We start from the raw sequence: 19,956 nt of genomic DNA on the forward strand, positions 1-19,956 counted from the left end.
ACCACTGCCGATCCCGCGGGGTGGCTACCGCCGGACCGGTGCCGTGACGCCGTACCGGACGGTGTTCTGGCCGGTGCCGGTGTCCGATCGCTGGAAGCCGGCCTTTTCGAGAACCCGGATCGAGGCGGGGTTCGACAGCTCCACCTCGGCACGGACCATGTGGACGCCCGGTGCGGTGAACGCGAACCCGGTCAGGGCACGCGTGGCCTCGGAGGCATGACCGAGCCCCCGCCGTGAGGCCACGATCCCGTACCCGATCTCGAGGGTGCCGTCACTGGGCGGCCAGAACAGACCGATCGAACCGATCAACAGGCCGCTGTCGCGCTCGGTGATCAGCCGGTGCCCGTAGAGACCCAGCCACGCGGGCTGCTCGGCGAGAAGCCCGGCGATGACCTGATCGCCCTCTGCGGGGAAGTCCTCGGCCCAGTGCGGCAGCCGGACACCGTCCACGACGGCAGCGGCCTCGCCGGCGGTCCACGACCGCAGCACAAGCCGGTCGGTGGTCACATCAGTACCGGTAACGGAAAAGGAGGAAGACACGTGAAAACTCCTGGTCATCGGGATGACCCGGACCGCGCGTCAGACCCGCGCGGACCGGACGAGGGCACGCTGAAGACGGCTGCCGACAGCCATATCCATCAACCCCCTCGTCAGTGAGCGACCAGGTGATCCTCACTCGGCCGGGACGCTAGCAACCTCACGCGGGCCCGACAAACCGTTTCCACCTCCGGTAGTCGGACCACAGCGCAAGGCGCCCTGCGGGACCTGGTGTGGCCCGCAGGGCGCCTCGGCCTTGCTCGGACAGCTCAGCTCGTGGCCGCCCGGTCCGTCGCCAGTTCGGTCGCCAGTTCGGTCGTCAGCTCGGTCTCGTCGAGTTCGCGGACGGTGATCCTGTCCCTGACGGTGTCGACGGTGTCGATCTCCACGTCGAGGACGTCGCCGATCTCGATCTGGCCCACGTTGAGGTCCGCGCGCGTGCCCTCGGTCATCGCCGTGCAGTGCAGCATGACCGGGCGGGAGCGGTTGGCGAGGCGGAGCAGGATGTAGCCACCCTTGCCCTCCGGCAGGGCCTTCGTGACCTCGCCCTCCAGCCGCTGCCCCTTGACGAACCCGTTGTCCTCCGCGGACTTGCGCTGGACGGGGATGAACCCGCCCTTCGCCTTGGGCGAGGCGACCGCGCCCAGCGGCTGCAGCGCGATCAGTCGCTTGTCCTTCTCCATGCGCGTCACCATCACCTCGACCTCGTCGCCGATCCCCAGCTGCCTGCCCGCCAGGACCGAGTTGTGGACCAGGCCCGAGATCCCGTGGTCGAGCAGGACGAACGCGCCGAGCTTCTCCGAGCGGCGCTGCACCACCCCGGTGAACTTCCGGCCCACCGGGAACTCGGCGCTCAGCTGGTGCCACGGGTTGGTCGTGCCCGGCAGGAGCGTGTACTTCACGCCGCCCGCGATGTCGACCTCGAACGCACCGCTGAGCGGGTCCCCGACGGCGAACAGGCGACCCATGTCCGGGATGATCCGCTGGTAGTCCACGTCGGCGTTGCCGAGCACCCCGCGACGGCCGTCGAGCGCCTCGACCACCACGAACTCCTTGGTGACCGTGACGACCCTCGCCTGCACCGGGTCGGTGCCGCCGGAGGCCATCGGCAGCAGCGCCATCTCGACGCTGCGCTCGGCGCGGATGGAGGTGAGCTGGTTGGCCAGGGCGATCTTCATCTCGTCGATCGCCAGGTAGTGGTCGCTGTACTTGATGACGCGCACCCGGCCGCGGATGTCGGTCGGGATGTCGTCCTCGTCCTGGGTGAGGTAGATCATCCGCTTGCCGATCATCGCGGCCATCATGAACTCCATCGCCACGTTCGCGTTGCGGCCGGTGAAGTCGATGAGCACCACCTCGGCCTGCTCGATGCCGCGGTAGACGGCGCCCATGATGGTCTGCGGCCCGTAGATCGAGTCCGCGCGCACCGGCGTCATCCCCACCCCGGAGATCACCGGCACGAGGGCGTTGCGGTGGAACTCGTCGTGGTCGAAGCCGTTCCGCACGCCGTACGGGCTGGCCACGAACGCGTTGCCGTCGATCGTCCGCTCACGGCGGGTGAAGTCGAGGTCGCTCATTGTCGGTCCCTTCGGATGGGGTCTCGCTGTCGTGCTCGACCCGATGGGGACCATGTTTGTCGGGCCGATCTGAGACTTCATTGGATGTCCCGCTGAGTTGTGCGGCAACACCGACACGAGCACTCAGCGCAGACTCAGTCGGCCATTCAGGTGCCTTTCACCGCGGTTATCTCCCCTTTCTCGGAGAACAGGTACCCTGGCGCGGGTGATCGGGTCACACTCAGCGCCACACGGTTCGGACTCCGCCGACATGGCGGTTCGGCTCGTCGAGCACTTCCTCTGCTCCGATGCCACCGCGGAGTTCGGCCCGTACTTCCCACTGGGCGAAGAACGCCCGGTCGCCGAACCGCTGCTGCCGGGCAGGCACTACCGGCTGCAGATGCTGGACCGGACCGACCAGCGGGTTGACGTGCAGGTCTTCCTCGGCATCGGTGAGCTCGGCGGCCTGATGTGGGAGCAGGACATCCGCGCACTGCTGAGGATCGCCGGGTCGGCCCACCCCGCGTTGCCCGAGGTCTTCGACGGCGGCTACCGCTCCGCGGAACAGACCGCCGCGGTCGGGATCGAATCCGAGGGCATGGCATTCGTGGTCACCCGCGGTGCCCGCAAAAATGCGGGTCCGGCGGATGTTACTTATTTCAGGTCACGAAAGGAAGACGCTGTCCGGAAGTTTCGGTCATTGGTCGACGGACTCGCCACGCTGCATGGCCTCGGAATGACCCACCGCAGTCTCAGCCCGGCCGCGATCGACGTTTACCGGAGCCAGAGCGAGGAAGACAAGGTCCCGAACTACCGATTCGCCAGGTTCGAGCTGAGCGCACTCGTGACGGACCTGTTCCGGCAGCAGACCTTCGACTCGGTGGTCGACCAGGGCCGGCTCCGGGAGCTGTACATCACGCACAGCCGCGGCACCATGGCCTACGCGCCACCCGAACGCCTCGCCTTCGTCCTGGCGGACGACGACTCGAACCTGGTGGAAGACGAGAGCGTGGACGTCTACGGCCTCGCCGCGATCATGTGGGAGTGGTTCCTCGGCGAGTTCCCGGACGACCAACGCCCGCCCGAGATCGTCGAGCCGCCCACCGCGCGGGAGGCGGTCGAACTGGCCGCGGCCTACCGGCGTTTCCGCGACTACCTGCGCAAGAGGTTGCGGGAGGACGAGGAGGTCCCGCCGGAACTCGCCACGATCCTCGGCGACATGCTGTCCGAAAACCCCGCGGACCGCCCCGCCGCGGCCGACGTGGTGATGATGCTGACCGCGGGGTACGACCGGATCATGTCGGCGTGGAGCGGGGGCGCGGACACCAGACCCCACACCATCCTCTTCATGCCCAAGCAGTCCGCGTCCACGATCCACCTGTGGAACTGGATCAGCCAGCACCCCTCGACACCGACGGGCGCCGGGCAACTGGTCGACTTCATCACCGACGACCTGCACCGCGCCCGGATGGCCTACTCGCCCCACGGGGCCGACTCGTTCGTCGGCGGCGGCGAGCGCGAGGCCAAGCGCGCGGCGACGATCGTGCTCCGGGGCGAGCAGGCCGTCTGGTTCTGCGAGTTCTACCGGTTCGAGGACGAGTACGGGAACCCGACCGAGGTGACCGACCGCGCGCTGGTGATCAAGTACGTGGCCAAGCGCTCGCAGCCGTGGGTGGAGGAGAAGGTCCGCAAGCTGAACTGGGGCGATTCCCGCGCGGTGCCGCCGGTGAAGCTGGAGTCCACGTTGACCGACCAGGAGGTCCTCCGCGGCAGGGTGCGCGACCAGCCGTCCTGGAAGCGGTTGACCGAATCGCTGCGCCCCAGCGTCGAGCGGTCCGAGGAGGACCTCGCCTACCAGCGGGCGATCGACTGGCTCATCGACTACCAGGACGTGGAGCTCAAGGCCCGGACCTACCCGTACGAGGTCGTCTCACGGGAGGTGGAGACGGGCGAGGTCCTCGTCCGCTACGACGGCGAGCGGGACCAGAAGCGGATCGTCTCGTCCCCGCTGTTCGTCAAGTACGCCGCGTCCCCGTACCTGCGCGACGAGTTCGGCGCGTTCTTCGGGGCGTTGCAGAACGACGACGGCGGCGCGGGCGCCGACCTGCTCGGCGACGAGAACGGCAGGCCCAAGGGGTTCCAGGGCACGACCGACGTGCTGCGCCGGGAAGGACCCGACCGCATCGTGCTGCGCTGGAACCGCCACACCCGCATCCCGGACCAGGGGTGGTTGCGGCCGAGCGACGACCGGGGCGCGATGGTGGCGCTGGAACGGCAGCGCGACGCGCGCTACGAGCTGTTCGACTTCGCCACGCTGCGCGGCCAGATCCGCCAACCGCACACGATCCGCACGCTGGAGCACCACTGGGCCGCGGCCGGTGAGGGCCTGCTCGGCGACGGGCCGAAAGCCGTGCGCGAGATCCTCGTCTGCGAGCCGTTCATGGCTCTCCAAGGGCCGCCCGGGACGGGCAAGACCACGGTCGCCGCCGCCGCGATCGCCGCCTACCTGCGCAGGTCGCCGACCGCGCGGCTGCTCGTGTCGGCCCAGTCGAACTTCGCGCTCGACAACCTCGCGGACCGGGTGCTCGCCGCGATCGGCGCCCTGGACGACCGAGGCCGCCCGGTGGACGTCGCCGACGCGTCGTCGGGCCTGATGCCGCTGCGCGTCACGTCACGCGGCCCCGACGCCGAGGGCAGGGTCGCCCCGAGCCTGCGCCTCTGGATGCGCCACGCCTCGGCGGAGCGCCTGGCGAAGGGCGTGCACCGCCACGTCACCCGGGTCATGGACGACCGGACCATCTCGATGTCCGCCGAACTCGCCGACGTGCTCACCGAGTGGCGGGACCTGGTCGGCACGGAGGGCGAGTCGGTGCTCCCCGAACTGTCGGACCGCGTCCACCGCGGCGCGAACCTGGTCTTCGCCACCTGCGCCACCTCAACGCCCGAGCTGCTCTCGCCGACGGCCGACGCCGTGTTCGACTGGGTCGTGGTGGAGGAGGCGGCCAAGGCCTGGCCGACGGAACTGGCGATCCCGCTGGTGCGCGGCAGGCGGTGGACGCTGGTCGGCGACCAGTCCCAGCTCCCCGCGCACCGCCGCCAGGACATCGCCCGGTTCCTCCGGGCCTGCGTCGACGACCCCCACCAGGAGATGGCGGCGCTGGGCGTCGACCTCGACCGGTACCTGGAGGCCTTCGACCTGTTCGGCTCGCTGTTCAAGCAGACCGGCACGTCGGGTTCCCGGCAGGCCCCTCCCCTGCTGCGCATGGGCACGCAGTTCCGGATGCGCGAGCCGATCGCCGAAGTCGTCAGCCGGGTCTTCTACCCGGCCGAGGAGCAACCGGAACTGCCGTCGGCCGACGGGCTCCCGGTGGGCGGCCTGGTCACGAACACCGCGTCGCAGGCTCCGCCGATCCGGTTCCAACGCCCCGGCGTGCTCGACGGGGAGTCGCTCGTCTGGCTCGACACCGACGGCATCCCCGACTGCAAGGACGAGCCGCACTGGTCGAACCCCGGCGAGGTGGCCGTGGTGCACAAGCTTCTCGAACGGCTGCAACCGTTCCCGCGCAGGCTGGAGGGGGATTTCGGCGAACAGCCGATCGCCGTGCTGAGCCCCTACCGGGAACAGGTGAAGCTGCTCCGCGGCAGCAGCCTGATCCGCGACCACGTGAACACGATCCACGGCTTCCAGGGCCGAGAAGCGGACATGGTGATCGTCTCGCTCGTCAGGGACACCTCCCGCCCCGGCCGCACGCTGCACCAACTCGGCCACCTCGCCCAGCGGGAGTTGGTGAACGTGCTCTTCTCACGGGCACGCCGCCAGCTGGTGATCGTCGGCAACTTCGGGCACTTCTCGTCCATCAGCGGCGCGGGCGGGCTGTGGCAGCAGGTCTGCACGGCGGTGCGGCTGTACGGCAAGGTGGTACCGGCCGCCGAGTTCGCGGGTGGTGCGCGATGAGCAACGCCGAACGGGTCACCATCTACATCCCGTGCGACGTCGTCGCGATCCGGGTCAAGCTGGGGTTCGCCGACACCCTCACCCCGACCGAGAAGATCGTCCTGAAGGCGGTCCACGCGGGTACGACGACCCTCGGCGACCTCGCCGCCGTGCTCGGGCTGCCGCAGCGGATGCTCGTGGACATCGCCCAGGACCTGTGGAAAGCCGGGTACCTCCTGGTCGTCCGCTCGAAAGCGGGCGTGCGGGTCTCGAAGGAAGTCGCCGACCACATCGGCAAAGGGACGCTGGACACGCTGGCGAGCGCGGAGGTGGTCGACACCACCAGGAACCTCATGGTGGACAAGCTGACCAACGAGATCCGCTCGGTCACCGGACGGGACACACCGGGCCAGCGCCGCTTCGCGGTCCCGGTGGAGAACAGCCCGACGCGCCTGGCCGATCTGACGACCACGGACCTGCTCGCCGCGATGGAACGCGACGTGGCCCGCGAGGCGCGGTTGCGGCGGGAGCGCGAGGACGGCTCGGAGAACAAGGAGCAGTCCGGGTTCGCCCGCGAGCAGCGGGTGATCAGCGCCCACCTCTCCCCCGCCGGCCTGGAGTCGGTCGGACGGCGGTGGCTGCCGGTGGAGGTGCGCCCCGCCGTCGACCCGATGGACGACGCGCTCACCGTGACGGTGGTCGACCCCGCGTTCTCCCAAGCGCAGCGGACCGCGATCGAGGAACAGCTCGGCCGGCTGGCGGCGGTGCGCCCGCAGGACGACTTCTTCCGCGCCCTGCGCGGGCAGGCGCCGCCCGGCCTGGTGGAGGCGCCGAGCCTGGCGGAGGCGGCGGTGCGGCTGCGCGAGCAGGCCGTGGTCGCCGCGACCATCCCGGCCGGCCAGCGCCGGAACTGGCACCTCTCGCTGCTCGACCTGGACCGGCGGCTCGACGCGCAGCTGAACGAACTCGCCAGTCGGGAGGTCACCGCGACCGCGGTGGTCGGCGACCGGCACACCGACGCCCTGGTGGAGCTCATCGGCGAGGCACGCGCGCAACTGGTGATCACCGCGCCCTGGATCAGCTACGCCGGGTTGTCCGCGGTCCTCCCGGCGTTGCGCCTGGCTCTCAAACGGGGTGTCGACGTCTTCCTGTTGTGGGGCATCAGCCACGACCAGGTGCTCGAGGGGCGGGTCTCCGGCCTGCTGTACGACACGACCCTGCGCAGCGCGACCGGCCCGTCCGCGGGCAGGCTGCACGTGCCCGGCACGGGATCGCACAACCGGGTCCTGTCCGCCTCGGGCGACGACACGATCGCCGGCTCCTCGCGCACCCACGCCAAGGTCGCCGTCGCCGACGCCGAACTCGCGTTGGTGACCAGTTGGAACATGCTGAACACCCCGGACGCATCGCAGGAGATCGGTGTCCTGCTCGCGGACGCGCACGGCGGCCCGTGCCGTCCGGTGCGTGACGTGCTGCGGTGGGCGCGGTCGATCGTGCCGGACTACAAGACCAGCAACCTGGTGCTGGTCACGGAACAGGACTTCGCCCTGCGGGAGGGGACGTCGCGGCAGTCGCGCGATCGGCCGGCCAAGCGCCCCGACGTCCCGGCGACCGACCGCCGGGTGCCGCCGTCGGAGCCCGACGACGGCGAGAGCCAGGCCTCGGCCAACGCGGCCAAGGGCTGGAGCAAGGCGTGGGTCGACCACGCGGACCGCCTCGCCGCCGCGCTGGCCACCCGCACCGGCGCCGATGCCCGGATCGTGGTCGACGGCACGCACCGGGACACGCTCAAGCAGGCCGTCCGCAGCGCCACGTTCCGCCTGGCCATCACCTCGGACCAGCTCAGCGCCCAGGTCGTGGACGACCGGTTCGTGGCCGCGCTGCGGGCCGCGCTCGAACGCGGCGTCGAGGTGGCGGTGCGGTACAAACGCCCCCACGAGGTCGACGTTCCGCCGCCCAACGCGAACGGCAGACCGGCCGCGCCGCCGCCGACCCGGGCCGAACTGGCACTGGCGGAACTGCGCGCCGACTTCCCGGACCTGTGCACCGTCGAACGCGTCAACCTGCACGCCAAGGTGCTGGTGTGGGACGACGAGGTCGTGGTGGGCAGCTTCAACTTCCTGTCGTTCGAAGGCTTCTTCAACTCCGGCGCCACCTACCGGCGGCGGTCGGAGGTGAGCGCCCGGATCACCAGCCGGGCGCTCGCCGACCAGCTGGCCCGGCAGGTGGGCCTGGTCCGCCCCCGGCCCGCCCGGACGGAGCTGCCGCCGGCACCGGTGGCCCAGGGCGCCTACCTGACGGTGCAGCTGATCCTGAACGACGTCGCGGCCGGGGTGGAGCCGGCGACCACGGTGGCCAAGCACCTCGTGACGGTCGCGGACCCCTGGCCGGTCCTGGAACGGCTGGCCGAGGACGCCGATCGCGGCCTGCTGCGGGTGGCGGCGGCGACGTGCCTGTCGCTCGACGGGACGGCGGCCACGCAGCCCGGTCGCCGGCGCTGGGTCCGCTGGCTGGTGGAAGACCTGTGGTCGGACGGCCGTTACGTCGAGGCGCTGGTGCTGCGCCGCCTGGTGGACGACGAGACCGCGCGTCCCCGGCTCTCGGTCGCCGTGCTCGCGGCGGCCAGGGGAAGCTCGGTGTACCCGGCCGCGTCGAACAACGCTCTGTCCCTTTTGGACAATCCGACCGGCGACACGCCGCAGCACCGGATGGCGGAGGCGGCGGTGCTCCTGGCCGCCTCCGTGGAGCAGGTGTTGTGGACCGGTGGCGTCGACGCGCGGGACAACCTGGAACTGGTCCTGTCCGAGGTCGTCGACGACGCGTCCGAGGACGACCAGGGCATCCGGCCGTGGAAGGAGCTCGGGGAGGCGGCCCACCAGTACGCCGTCGGCTCGTTCGCGATCCCGGTGCCGGTCGAGGCGATCAGGCTGGACCTGGCCCGGCGCCAGGAATCCGACGCCCGGGACCGGGCGTGGGCCCGGCTGCGCACCGCGTTGGACCGCGCCGAGCACACGCACTTCGACCACACCGCCAGCCTGCGCACCCACCTCCACCTGTTCAACGGCGCGAACGGGTTGTTCACCCGGCTCAAGGACGTGGTGGCCGACCGGCGGTCCACCGCCCTGTCGCAGTGGGTCGCGGAACCCGCGTTGCGCAACGTCGGAGCGCTCATCAACGCGGCGGCGGCGGTCGCGGCGCCCGGTGTCGAGCCGATGCACGGCACCTACCGCAAGCGGTACACCAAGTTGCTGGAGAGCGTGATCAAGGAGGCGAAGGCGGCCGTGGCCGGGCTGGCGGACTTCGCCGACGACGGTGATGTCGACACCGAGACGGCACGCCTGCTGGCGGTGGCCCGGCCACTGGCCAAGGCGGTGGCCCGGGGCCGCGCCGACCTGGTCGCGTTCGTGGACAACTCGGCCGAGGTGGAGGCCAGGTTCCTGACCACCGTCATCGAGTCCTTCGACGAGCTGGCCGTGTGGGCGGAAGGGGAGGCCGGCCGTGTCTGACGAACTGGTGCTGGACGTGCTCGCCGAGTGGCCGCAACGCTGGCGCTACCCGGCGTTGGCCAAAGACGCGGCGGCCGGGCTGCTGGACGTGGACACCGCCACCCGGTACGTCCTGGAGGGTCTGGCGCGTCCCCGCACGCCCGCCGAGAGCCTCGCGGACCTGGTCGGCGAAGGGCGCTTCGAACAGGCCGATGTCCTGCTCATCGAACTGCTGGACGTCGAGTCGCCGCAGGACGGCGCGGCCTGGCTCGGCGCCGGGGAGTGGTCGGCGGCGGAAAAGGCGTTGGCCGGGGCCAGGGACAAGGCCGTGGCGGAGGTGTCCCGCGAGTGGTCGGACCTGGCGGTCCGCGCCAAGTCGGTCGACGTGGACCTGCCGGGTGAACCCGCCCTGCTCGACCTGGCCAGGAAGTCCCTGCCCGAGGCCCGTGACGTCATCGCGCGACACGACGAGGAGGTCACGGCCGCCGAACGCGAGTTGGGCGAACGGATCGAGGCCAGGCTCGCGGACGCGCTGGTGACCGCCGGCCGTGAGCCCGCCGTCCGGTCGTGGGAGAACGCGGTGCGGGAGTGCCTGCGGGCGGGCGAGTTCCGGGTCGCGGACCGCCTGGTGTCCGGCGGCCCGTACGGCACGACGGAGGCGGGCCCGCGCGCGGTGGCCCGGCCGCCGCTGACCTGGCCGTGGCCCAACCACCCGGTGCCGGAGGTGCTGGGCTGGTACGGCGACCCGTGGGCCATGCCGGGTCCGGACTTCGCCCGGTTCCGCATCGAACCGGGCGACGACGCCCACGCGTTCGAGCTGATCGGGCACATCGCCAGGATCGCCGAGAACCCGGACGCGCCGTCCGTGCGTGACTTCGCCACGGCCCTCGCCGCGGTGCTGGGGGAAACGGTCGCGCTGGAGGTGGACGAGGTCGACGGCAAGGCCGGTTTCCGGACCACGCTGTTCGGGCTCTCCGACCCCCGGCTGCCGAACCTGCCGATGCTGGGCTCACGCGGTGTGGCGCTCTGGGTCGGCGACGAGCGGGCCGGCGACGACAGCTCGCCGCCCGAGAGCGCCGAGCCGGTCATCTGGTTCCGGCCCTTCCTGGTCGCGCCCCAGTCCGGCAGGCCGGAGGTCACCACCCTCGACATCGCGACGCTGCTGCGGGTGCTCGCGCCGGACGACAGGTTGCCGGTGACGCTCCCCACCGAGCGGAGGATCAACCTGCTGCGCCTGCTGGTGCCCCACCTCGCGCCGTCGGTCGTCCTCGGGCACGTGCCCGCCGCGCTGGGTCGGGGCGCGTCACCGCGCGACTCGCTGGCGTGGTTGTTCGACCTGTTCGGGTTGCTGCCCGACGGTCCGGTGCTCGACTCGTTGTTGCACGACAGCGACGAGCACCCCATCGTGCTCGGGCAGTTGCTCGCCGCCGTGCTGCGGCACCGCCCTCGGGACGGGCGCGTCGGGCCGGCCGAGCTGGCGGTCGCCCGCACCGCCGAGGTCCGGTCGGCCGCCCGTGCCCGTGTCCTCGACGCGCTCGCCGACCAGCCGGCGGCCAAAGCCGTGCTCATGCTGATCCTGTGGCAGTTCGACGGCGACGAGAGCGTCCACGTGGACCGCGTCGTGGACGGTATCGGCACGGTCGAGCTGCCGCAGGACATCACGTCCTGGCTGCGCGATCGGCTCCCGGTCGGCAAGGCGCTGGACACGCTCGCCGCGCACGGGTTGGTGCGCCCGCTCGGGGACGGTGTGTTCGCATTGCCCGGCCCGGGGGTGCGCGACCTGCTGCGCGGCCTCAACGGACCGCGCGGACTGCGTGACGACCTGGTCGCCGCGCTGGACGAGGCCGCGGAGCGGCTCAGGCAGGCCAGGCTGGCCAACGCCGCGTTGATCGCCGAACGGGTCATCCGGCTCATCGGCCACCGGGTGGACAACGACGTCATCGCCGTGCTCGGTTGGCTCGACCGCGCTCGCGCGGCGACCACCGACCCCGACGTGGCGACGTTGATCGACAACGCGATCGAGCGCCTGGGCACGTTCGGCGGCGGGACCTACGTGGCGGCCTACGAAGCGGCGCTCGCCCAGCCCGAGGCGGTGGAGGTGCACGACCTGGTCCGCACGGTCATCGGGGACGTCGAATGGCACCTGTCCCCCGGCTCCAGGCTCGCCGACGTCTCGGCGGACACCCGTCCCGTGCTGGTCTGGACCAATCGCTACATCATGCACGAGAACCTGCGGAACCTGGTGCTCAACGCGTCACGCGCCCTGGGCCGTCGGACGTCCCAGGACCAGGGTGTGATCGCCGTCGACGTCCGCCGAACGGCCGCGGGCGACCCGGCCACGCCCGCGGGCATGAGCTCGCCGTGCGTGGTCATCGAGGTCAACGACAACGGGCCGGGATTCACGCCGGAGCACCTGGCCCGGTACCGCGGGATCATCGAGCAGGGCGACGCCGCGCGCGATCTCGGCTCGGGCACCCGGCACGGGACCGGCATCCGCCAGGCCGTGGCCTGGCTCGCCGACTACGACGGCCGGCTGGAACTGCCCGACCGGTCCTCCGCCCGCTTCGACGGCGGCTGCGTCAGAATCTGGCTCCCGGCCTACCAGGACCCCAGTTCCGGTGGAACCTCATGACCTCCGCCTGCAACGCGTCCACGTCCAGTGCCCCGGAACGCAGCTTCAGGCGCAACGCCTCCGCCTCTCGGCCGCACTTCTCCACGCTGTCGCGCCTCGTGCTCCGCCCACCGGTGAACAGCGAGTCGCTCTTCACGTGGTACTCGTCGCAGTCGATCCACAGGTTGAGCCTGTTCACCCTGCTCCGGTCGTTCATCGCGACCAGTTCGCGGGCGACCTGCAGGAGGTCCTGGCCGTTGAGCCTGCCCGCCGAGTTCTTCTGCACGATGTCGACCAGCCGGTACTTGACCCGCATGTCGCCCTGGTCGTGGTAGCGGGGCGGCACCGCCACGCTCATCAGGGCCACCGGGATCTCGGTGTGCCTGCGGAGGTGTTCGGCGATCACAGTGGTGCCGTAGCCGTCCGAGTTGTCGGTGAGGTGGAAGTCGACGAGAGCGCCGTCCACCGCCAGGCGGTCGCGGATGTCGTTCCACTCGGTCAACGAACTCACCGGCACGATGTCGAACTCGGAGTCGAGGATCTCCCGGATGTCGGCCATGATCTGGTCCTCGACGACTAACAGCCTGGGTCTCAGCCGGTTCCGCCGTGTGGAGGCCGAGCGCACGGTCGCGAGTTCGGGTAACGCGGGGAACAACGACGCGAAGCGCTCGGCCTCGACCGACCCGCTCAGCTCGGGGTGGCGCACGAGGTGGTCGATCAGCGTCGCACGCGTTCGGACGACCCGCTCCCACGGACCTCGCAGCGGACCGCCCCACCCGATCGCCGGGTCGTCGCGCCAGAGCCCCATCAACCTGTCCAGCTCGTCGATGGTCGGTTCGGCGGGCAGCGCGGCGACAGCGTTGACGAACAGTTCCGCGTCGATCGACTCGATCGATTCCGGGGCGAGCACGTAGCGGTTCTGCCCTTGCCGGAGGTCCTGGATCGCTATCCCGCACTTGTTGCGGAGGTCGGAGACGCGGCGGTGGAGTGCGTCAGCCGTGATGCCGTCGGTCGGGAGCAGGTACGCGAGGTCGTGCTGGGTGATGCCGCGTTCTCCGCTGAGGGCCACCAGCGCGAGCACTTCGGCGCGCGCCCTGGTGAGTTCCGGAACCGGCACACCGGCCCGGTCCGCCTCGACCGCGCCGAGCACCCTGATCGCAACTCTGGAATCCTTGTCGACGGCACGCGGCGGCATCGAACCAGGATAGCCATCGGCAAGGCCGAGCGGGGGCACGGTAACGGCCCTGAGACATTCGAGTAGGCGCCGGGGAACTTTCGGACTCTTCCGTGGAGCCGCCGCTACCGCCCCGCTGGAAATCGCTTTAACACAACACGACCCAGCGGAAGGCGCATTATTGCGGATTGCCGATTCGCGACCGACATCTCCGCGCACCCTTTGGGGCGCCTCGGAGCCCGACATGCCGACCACGTGGCGGATGTCCGGGCAGACGAGGTCAGGGCATCACGTCGCAGGTCTCGGTGATCATGACGCCGCGGCGGTCACCCCCGTCGTACCTGCCCTAGATCGTTTCCGGGTGCCGCGACGGGGACGCAGTTCGCGGTAACCGGACAGATCGACGGCGACACCTGCGATGCGTACCGCTTCACCCCATGCAGGCGGATCGTCGTCACACCGGGTCGGTTCCACAGCCCGAAGAACTGCGGCTTCAGACTCGATCCGGCACTTCGCAGACAGGGTTCCGGTAGTGGATCGACCACGTTACGTGACTATTTCCGTCCGGTTACACCACGGGTGCACCGCACTGGTGACCCGCTTGGGAAAAAGTTCGCGACACAGTGACCGAGGAGACACCATGTCCACCGATCCGCGAGCCTCGCACACCGTCCGAGTCAAAGAGTTGACATCCTTCCCGAACGAGTGCACCCCCTGTTTCACCGCCTGCGCCTGATGCACGATGGGATTGCGCTGCTCGATCGGAGATCTGCGATCAACCTCCCCGAAAGCCACGCGAAACACCTCTCACAGGAAGCGATATCCATATGACAGGCACGCAGTACACGCTCCGGGTCAACAACATGTCCACCAACTTGGTCGACATGTGCGTGTTCCAGAAGGACCCCAGCATCGGCGTACCCGACGTGATGTCACTGGCGTGGTTCGCCAAGTCGAGTCACCCGACCACGCAGCAGACGTTCAGGTGGACCATCGACTACTCGTTCGTCTGGTCTGAGACCGGGACCCTGAAGCCGGGGGTCTTCTTCGACGCCTCGCAGACGTGGCCCGCGGATCCGGGTGTCGTCAAACCCTCGACGCCTACCGTCGCCGGCAACCAGATCGGATTCGGCCGCCCCGAGGGAGCGTACACGTTCACGTCCGCGCCCACGCCCGGTGCGGAGGCCGGGACGCTGTACGTCAAACAGGGCAGTGACCTCCCCCTGAGGCAGGCTTCCGTCGGCATCGGCATGTCGGGGGCCGGCGCGTTCGCGGTGCAGGCGCAGCCCAACCTGAACCTGAATTTCACCCCGCACCCCACCTACTTCCTGGCGGCGGGCACGTACCAGCAGGGCGAGGTGCTGAACGTCGGGACGATCACCAACGTGCTCCCCGTCGAATTCCCCCCCAACGTCTACTCCATGACCGCGACGCTGAACCCTGACAACAGCTGGACCCTCGTGTCCACCGCGGAAATCAACGCACTGGACACCAAGGACGAGATCGCCGAACGCCGGGGCGCACTGGCGCTGGTGGCGGGCCAGTGATCGAACACCTGGAGACGAGGGACGCCGCCACGGCGCATCCTCCAGGCGCGTGCACGAAGGTCCGGGTCACCCCGATCGGGTAATTCGCTTCCAGCAATCGGCACCGGAAGCGCACTGCGGTGAATGCGACCGACGACTTCACATCCACCTGACGGCCGGACCGCCCGACGCGGGGACGGAAAGGGACGTCCGACATCCATCCGCGGACGCCGGACGCCCCTTCCGAAAACGACCGCGGGTCGGCACGCCGCTACGGCGCCTGCCGTTGCGTTCAGTCAGTCCTCGGTGGGTGTGCCCTGCCGGCCCCGTGCGGGACGAGTTGTTCCTCGGCGTCGGTCGGGATGCGGTGCAGCAGGCCGTCCTCGTGCTCGGCGTACTGGCCGGTGCGGGTCAACGGGGGCGAGTACGCGTGGATGGTGACGGTGGGGCCGGCGTCGGGTTCGCGGCGCATGCGGTGGATGAAGGTGTTGTCGAAGCTGAAGCCGTTGCCCTCGGGCACGGCGGTGCCGGTCGGTCTCCGGCCCAGGCGCAGTTGTTCGTGCCGGATGCTGCCTTTGGCCACGTAGACGGCGCCGCTGGAGCGGTCGTGGTCGTGGTAGCCGGTGTCGTGTTCGTCGTCCATCCAGGCGATGGCCCAGATGCCGAGGTGGTCGTTGGTGAACACGTCGACGTAGGTGCGTTCGGACGTGGTCTCGCGCAGGGTGTCCTCCCACAGCTCGGGCCGCTTGGCCACCGCCTCGGCGATGCGCGCCAACTCGGGTGGCCCGATGTCCTTCTCGGGGACGTCGAAAGGCAGATCTCGCATGGGTTCGGCTCCTTCTCGGGCCGGGTCGGCGGCGGCGGTGTTCGGGTGCGGGTGGTTCAGGACCGGAAGACGCTGCGGGTGCAGCCGTCGTCCTTGGTCTTGAACAGCTCGTAGCCGTGCGGCACCTGGTCCAGCGGCATCACGTGGGTCGCCAGGTGCGGCGAACGGCGGCCCGCCCGCCCCACGCGGCTGCCGCGCCGGCGCCGGTCAGCACCGCGGCCTTGGTTGCTGTCCTCATGCTCCGCCTTCCCATCCAGTCCTCGCGGTGTCCTGCGGTCTGGCATTCCGGTCCGCCTCAGGACCGGTCCGCCGCCCCTTGCTTGGCGCGGTCGTAGGCGAGGTGCAGCCAGTCCGACGCCGCGACCGCGGTCAACGCCGTCATCAGCAGCCCCGTGGCCCGCGGCGCGAGAACCCGGCCCGCCGTCAACGCACCGGCGATCCACACCCCCGAGCAGAACGGGCAGGTCGCCAGTTCCCCCACCGCATGCCGGGCTCCGGCCCGCACCGACTCGTTGACCTCCGCCTCACCCGCGGCACCGTCATAGCGCGTGAACGGCGCCCGCAGCACGCTGGTGACCGCGCTCTTCGTCACCAGCCGACTCGCCTTGTGGGTGGCCACCGACAGCAACACCACATCCCCGGTGGACCACCGCTCCGGCAAACGAGCGCCCCGCCGCCTGCCGACGGCCGCCGCAACGCCGACCAACCCCGCGTATGACAAGAGCGACGCCGCGTAACCGCCCAGCGGGCGCTGCTCACCACCGGCGTAGGCGGATCGGACGCGGCGCCACCACTCGCCCATCGACATGGACGCGGGGTTGCCGGTCCGCACCCCACCAAACCCGCGTGGTCCCAAGGCGACGGACGCGTCCAGATGCGACAGTCCTCGGTCCCGTGACACGGCGACTCACCGTGAGACGACCCGGCGGTGTCAATCCGCGGTGGGAGGGATGCGCGCCCGCCGGCCGGGTATCCGCTGGGTTCCCGACGGGACGAGGTCGATTTGTAGGACTGGGACCTGTGGGGACCGGGGCCACACCGGTGGCGGCACGATGAAGGAGACGATCATGACAGAGCCCCGACGCGATGAGGAGACGGTGGAGCGCGGTTCGGTCGAGGAGGCCACCGGCGCACCGCTCACGGACGTGGAACGCGAGGTGTCCGAGCGACCGCCGAGCGACGACGCCGCCGGCAACCAGCCCCACGGGGATGACGGGCCGAGCCGAAGCGGAACCCCCTGACATGGAACGCGGCCCGACTCCCGGCGAGCCGAGCCCGACAGAACCGGCGATCACGTATCCGCCTGCGACGCCCATGCGTTAGACCGCTGCTCTCCGTAGTGGGCTACGCGTGGTGCCCAGGGTGCGACGGACCGCGCCGAGCATGGTTCAGTGCGGTCCCGATGTGGCGCGGTTCTCCTACGACGAGGACCACGACGCTCACGGGAGTGGTTCTCACGACCTGCGGGTACCTCCTGATCGTGGACGAATTCCTGGGCATCTACCTCAGAGACCAACTCGCGATGGGCGTGCTGTGGCGGGAGGTGGCGCGCCGCGCCCAGCGCAACAACCGCGGCACCGAACTGGGCGAGGCGCTGGCCGGGGTCGCCACGGCGATCGCCGAGGACGTCGAGACCTTCCGATCGATCATGCAACGGGTCGGTGTGCGCACCAACCCCGTCAAGACCGGGCTGGCGATCGGCGCCGAGCGCCTGGGACGGCTCAAGCGCAACGGCCGGCTGGCGTCGTATTCACCGCTGAGCCGGTTCGAGGAGCTGGAGTTCCTCACGATGGGGATCGAGGGCAAGAAACAGCTCTGGACGACCTTGCGCGATCTCGCCGGGCTCAAGACACGCCTGCCCGACGTCGACTTCGACCACCTGATCGACCGGGCCGCGCATCAACGTGCCGACCTCGAACCCTTCCGGACACGCGCCGGAACCGACGCGTTCGCCATGTCCACCGCGAAAGCGACGACGCCGAAGGAAGGACGGTGAACAGGGCGGTTCACTGTGCCGGCGCGTCGGGTACCCAGGGCCCATGGTCGTACGTCGGACACTGCACGCCGCCGAGTCGGTTCGCGCCGTCGACGGCCCGGCCGACGCGATCGCGCGGGCAGTGCGGCGGGTGCTGGGCCGCGGCAAGGCCGACCGGCTGCTGCGCGGTGCGTGGCTCGGCCACCCCGTGCACCCGCTGCTGGTGACCGTGCCGATCGGCGCCTGGGTGTGCTCCGCGGTGCTCGACGTCGGGTTCGGCCAGCGCACCGCCGCACGGCGGCTGGTGACGATCGGGCTGGCCGCGACGCCGCCGACCGTGCTGGTCGGCCTGGCGGACTTCTCCCGCCTGAACGTCACCCAGCGGCGCGTAGGCGTCCTGCACGCCGCCGTCAACACCCTCGCGGCGAGCTGCTTCCTCGCCTCGACCCGGTGCCGCAGCGACCGATCCGCCCGCGCGTGGGGACTGGTGGGGCTGGTGGTGCTCAGCACCGGCGGCGCACTCGGCGGTCACCTGTCCTACGCGCAAGGAGCCGGTGTCCACCGGTGGCCGGAGGACACGCACGTCCCGGCAGAGAGCCGGTCCCGATGAATCCCGTCAGCAGTCGCTCGGTCGCACGCTGAGCCACCCTTCCACCTTGTCGGAGACGACTGTTCGACGGCCCGCCGTTGCCACGCGCCGCAGCAGCGATCACCCACGCCGACCGCCTCTGCCATAGCGCGCGACTGCGACCGCTGGAGCAGCTCACCGGAGCCAGGGTGCCCGCATGGTGGCGTGCGCAGACCGGCGGAGGCCCTGCCGAAGGTCACCGGGTGTACCGCCGACTGCGCTGTTCGGCGGCTGTGCGCACGGTCCGGCCGGTGTCAGCATCAGTCCGCCGCCGCCGCGAGTCCCGTAGAAGGGGATGACGCTATGAAGCGGCGCACGTTGGCTTCCCTGCCCGCGTTGTGGTGGCTGCAATCGCAGACTTCCCCGCCCGCAGCGGCCAGTGGCGGCGACGAGTCGGCACAGGCCGGGCGGTCGGCGGCGGTGACGGTGTCCGAAGGGCCTTTCGAGTCTCCTGCGGTGGTGCCCGGAAACATCCCGGTGTTCGCCGAGGCCCTCAAGGAGGAGTTGGACTTCCCCTTGGCGTGGGGAACATCCCCCATCCGGGATTTCCCGACGTGGCGCCGGACGGCCCGGAACAAAGTGGAGGAACTGCTGTGCCAGGGGCCGGACCGCACGCCGTTCGAACGGGAGATCGTCGACGAGCGGGCTGCCGACGGCTACCTCCGGCGCCGGGTGCTGTTCAACGTGACCCGCCACAGCCGGGTGCACGCGACGATGCTGGTGCCCGACGGGAAGGGACCGTTCCCGGCGGTGCTCCTGCTGCACGACCACGGCTCGAAGTTCGACATAGGCAAGGAGAAGCTCGTCGCACCGTGGTACGACGAAGCCCGGCTGTCCTCGGCGCGGGCGTGGGCGGACAAGTACTTCGGCGGCGTCTTCGTGGGAGACGAACTGGCCCGCCGCGGGTACGTCGTGCTCGCGGTCGACGCGCTGGGGTGGGGTGATCGTTCGGGTCTTTCCTACGAGGCGCAGCAGGCACTGGCCTCGAACTTCTTCAACCTCGGCTCCTCGCTGGCCGGTCTGGTGGCGCACGAGGACGTTCGGGCCGCGGCCCTGCTCGCGACATCGCCCGAAGTGGACCGGCGCAGGGTCGCGGCCCTGGGCTTTTCGATGGGGGCGTTCCGGGCCTGGCAGGTGGCCGCGCTGTCCGATCACGTACGCGCGGCGGTGGCGGCGAACTGGATGACCACCCTGAAAGGGATGATGGTTTCGGGGAACAACACCCTGCGCGGCCAGTCGGCCTTCTTCATGACCCATCCCGGCCTGTACCGCCACCTGGACATCCCGGACGTCGCCACCATCGCGGCGCCCAAACCGATGATGTTCTCGGCCGGCGAGTCGGACCCGTTGTTCACCGTGGAGGCGGTCAGCGCGGCGTACCGGAGGATGCGCGCCGTCTGGCGGTCGCAACGCGCGGACGAAAAGCTGCACACGAAGATCTGGCCCGGAACCGGCCACGTCTTCACCCCCGAGGCGCAGGCCGAGTCGTTCTCCTGGTTGGACACCCGGGTCAAGAATGCCCGTTGAAGGCCACCTGCAACGGCGAGTGCGCTGTCACCCGGCCGCCGGTGCCCTAACCCGGATCTTTCGTGTGGGTGACGGCCTGGCTTGAGACCGTGACCAGTGACTGTTGCGGGTCCTCCTTTCGGTGTTCGGCATGGTCGAGGTGGCCCGTTGTCGGCCGGGTGCCGGCGGGTTCCACTG

General features: G+C 70.3%; 14 protein-coding genes. 8 read left to right on the plus strand and 6 right to left on the minus strand.

Translation table 11 applies throughout. The annotated features are described in order from the left end of the window. Positions 1 to 24: 24 nt before the first annotated feature. Both FM051_RS44970 and FM051_RS44975 read right to left on the minus strand, forming a co-directional pair. Positions 25 to 507: a GNAT family N-acetyltransferase gene (locus tag FM051_RS44970; RefSeq protein WP_238413126.1), complete on the minus strand. Its 483-nt coding sequence runs from the start codon at positions 505 to 507 to the stop codon at positions 25 to 27. A 299-nt stretch (positions 508 to 806) separates the two neighbouring features. Next, positions 807 to 2,114 carry a S1 RNA-binding domain-containing protein gene (locus FM051_RS44975; protein ID WP_158853228.1) on the minus strand — a complete coding sequence of 436 codons (1,308 nt, stop codon included), beginning with the start codon at positions 2,112 to 2,114 and terminating at the stop codon, positions 807 to 809. A gap of 250 nt (positions 2,115 to 2,364) precedes the next feature. On the opposite strand from FM051_RS44975, the gene FM051_RS44980 reads away from it, so the two are divergent. The 3 genes from FM051_RS44980 to FM051_RS44990 are packed head-to-tail and all read left to right on the plus strand — an operon-like array spanning position 2,365 to position 12,144. Next, the gene (locus FM051_RS44980; protein ID WP_158853230.1) at positions 2,365 to 6,048 is read left to right on the plus strand and encodes an AAA domain-containing protein; all 3,684 of its coding nucleotides are present in this window, start codon (positions 2,365 to 2,367) and stop codon (positions 6,046 to 6,048) included. Then, the gene (locus FM051_RS44985) at positions 6,045 to 9,533 is read left to right on the plus strand and encodes a hypothetical protein (protein ID WP_158853232.1); all 3,489 of its coding nucleotides are present in this window, start codon (positions 6,045 to 6,047) and stop codon (positions 9,531 to 9,533) included. Before FM051_RS44980 ends, FM051_RS44985 begins: the two co-directional genes overlap by 4 nt. After that, complete coding sequence (locus FM051_RS44990) at positions 9,526 to 12,144, plus strand: ATP-binding protein (RefSeq protein ID WP_158853234.1); 2,619 nt, start codon at positions 9,526 to 9,528, stop codon at positions 12,142 to 12,144. The genes FM051_RS44985 and FM051_RS44990 overlap by 8 nt, the downstream gene beginning before the upstream one ends. Here FM051_RS44990 and FM051_RS44995 read toward each other — a convergent pair. Beyond that, positions 12,092 to 13,318, minus strand: coding sequence for an AfsR/SARP family transcriptional regulator (locus tag FM051_RS44995; RefSeq protein WP_158853236.1), 1,227 nt, complete (start codon positions 13,316 to 13,318; stop codon positions 12,092 to 12,094). The two genes, FM051_RS44990 and FM051_RS44995, sit on opposite strands and share 53 nt — an antisense overlap. Positions 13,319 to 14,160: 842 nt before the next feature. Here FM051_RS44995 and FM051_RS45000 point away from each other — a divergent pair. Then, a complete protein-coding gene (locus FM051_RS45000; protein ID WP_202919386.1) occupies positions 14,161 to 14,844 on the plus strand; it encodes a hypothetical protein in 684 nt (227 codons plus the stop codon). A 271-nt stretch (positions 14,845 to 15,115) separates the two neighbouring features. Here FM051_RS45000 and FM051_RS45005 read toward each other — a convergent pair whose 3' ends face one another. From FM051_RS45005 to FM051_RS45010, 3 genes are all read right to left on the minus strand, one after another. Further along, positions 15,116 to 15,649 carry a cupin domain-containing protein gene (locus tag FM051_RS45005; RefSeq protein ID WP_158853238.1) on the minus strand — a complete coding sequence of 178 codons (534 nt, stop codon included), beginning with the start codon at positions 15,647 to 15,649 and terminating at the stop codon, positions 15,116 to 15,118. A 56-nt stretch (positions 15,650 to 15,705) separates the two neighbouring features. Beyond that, positions 15,706 to 15,834, minus strand: a complete 129-nt coding sequence (locus FM051_RS53465) for a hypothetical protein (RefSeq protein ID WP_274383883.1) — start codon at positions 15,832 to 15,834, stop codon at positions 15,706 to 15,708. Positions 15,835 to 15,944: 110 nt separating this feature from the next. Next, complete coding sequence (locus tag FM051_RS45010) at positions 15,945 to 16,481, minus strand: DUF1360 domain-containing protein (protein WP_338019534.1); 537 nt, start codon at positions 16,479 to 16,481, stop codon at positions 15,945 to 15,947. 235 nt (positions 16,482 to 16,716) lie between these two features. Between FM051_RS45010 and FM051_RS45015 the strand changes: the two genes are divergently transcribed. The 4 genes from FM051_RS45015 to FM051_RS45030 all read left to right on the plus strand — a co-directional run bounded on the left by FM051_RS45015 (position 16,717) and on the right by FM051_RS45030 (position 19,779). Then, a complete protein-coding gene (locus FM051_RS45015; RefSeq protein ID WP_158853240.1) occupies positions 16,717 to 16,890 on the plus strand; it encodes a hypothetical protein in 174 nt (57 codons plus the stop codon). 206 nt (positions 16,891 to 17,096) lie between these two features. Beyond that, a complete protein-coding gene (locus FM051_RS45020; protein ID WP_238413127.1) occupies positions 17,097 to 17,645 on the plus strand; it encodes a hypothetical protein in 549 nt (182 codons plus the stop codon). 43 nt (positions 17,646 to 17,688) lie between these two features. Beyond that, on the plus strand, positions 17,689 to 18,234 hold the full coding sequence (locus tag FM051_RS45025; protein WP_158853242.1) for a DUF2231 domain-containing protein: 546 nt from the start codon (positions 17,689 to 17,691) through the stop codon (positions 18,232 to 18,234). Positions 18,235 to 18,555: 321 nt separating this feature from the next. Beyond that, complete coding sequence (locus FM051_RS45030; RefSeq protein ID WP_158853244.1) at positions 18,556 to 19,779, plus strand: dienelactone hydrolase family protein; 1,224 nt, start codon at positions 18,556 to 18,558, stop codon at positions 19,777 to 19,779. Positions 19,780 to 19,956: the final 177 nt, after the last annotated feature.

Source organism: Saccharothrix deserti, assembly GCF_009769385.1.
Classification (GTDB): domain Bacteria; phylum Actinomycetota; class Actinomycetes; order Mycobacteriales; family Pseudonocardiaceae; genus Actinosynnema; species Actinosynnema deserti.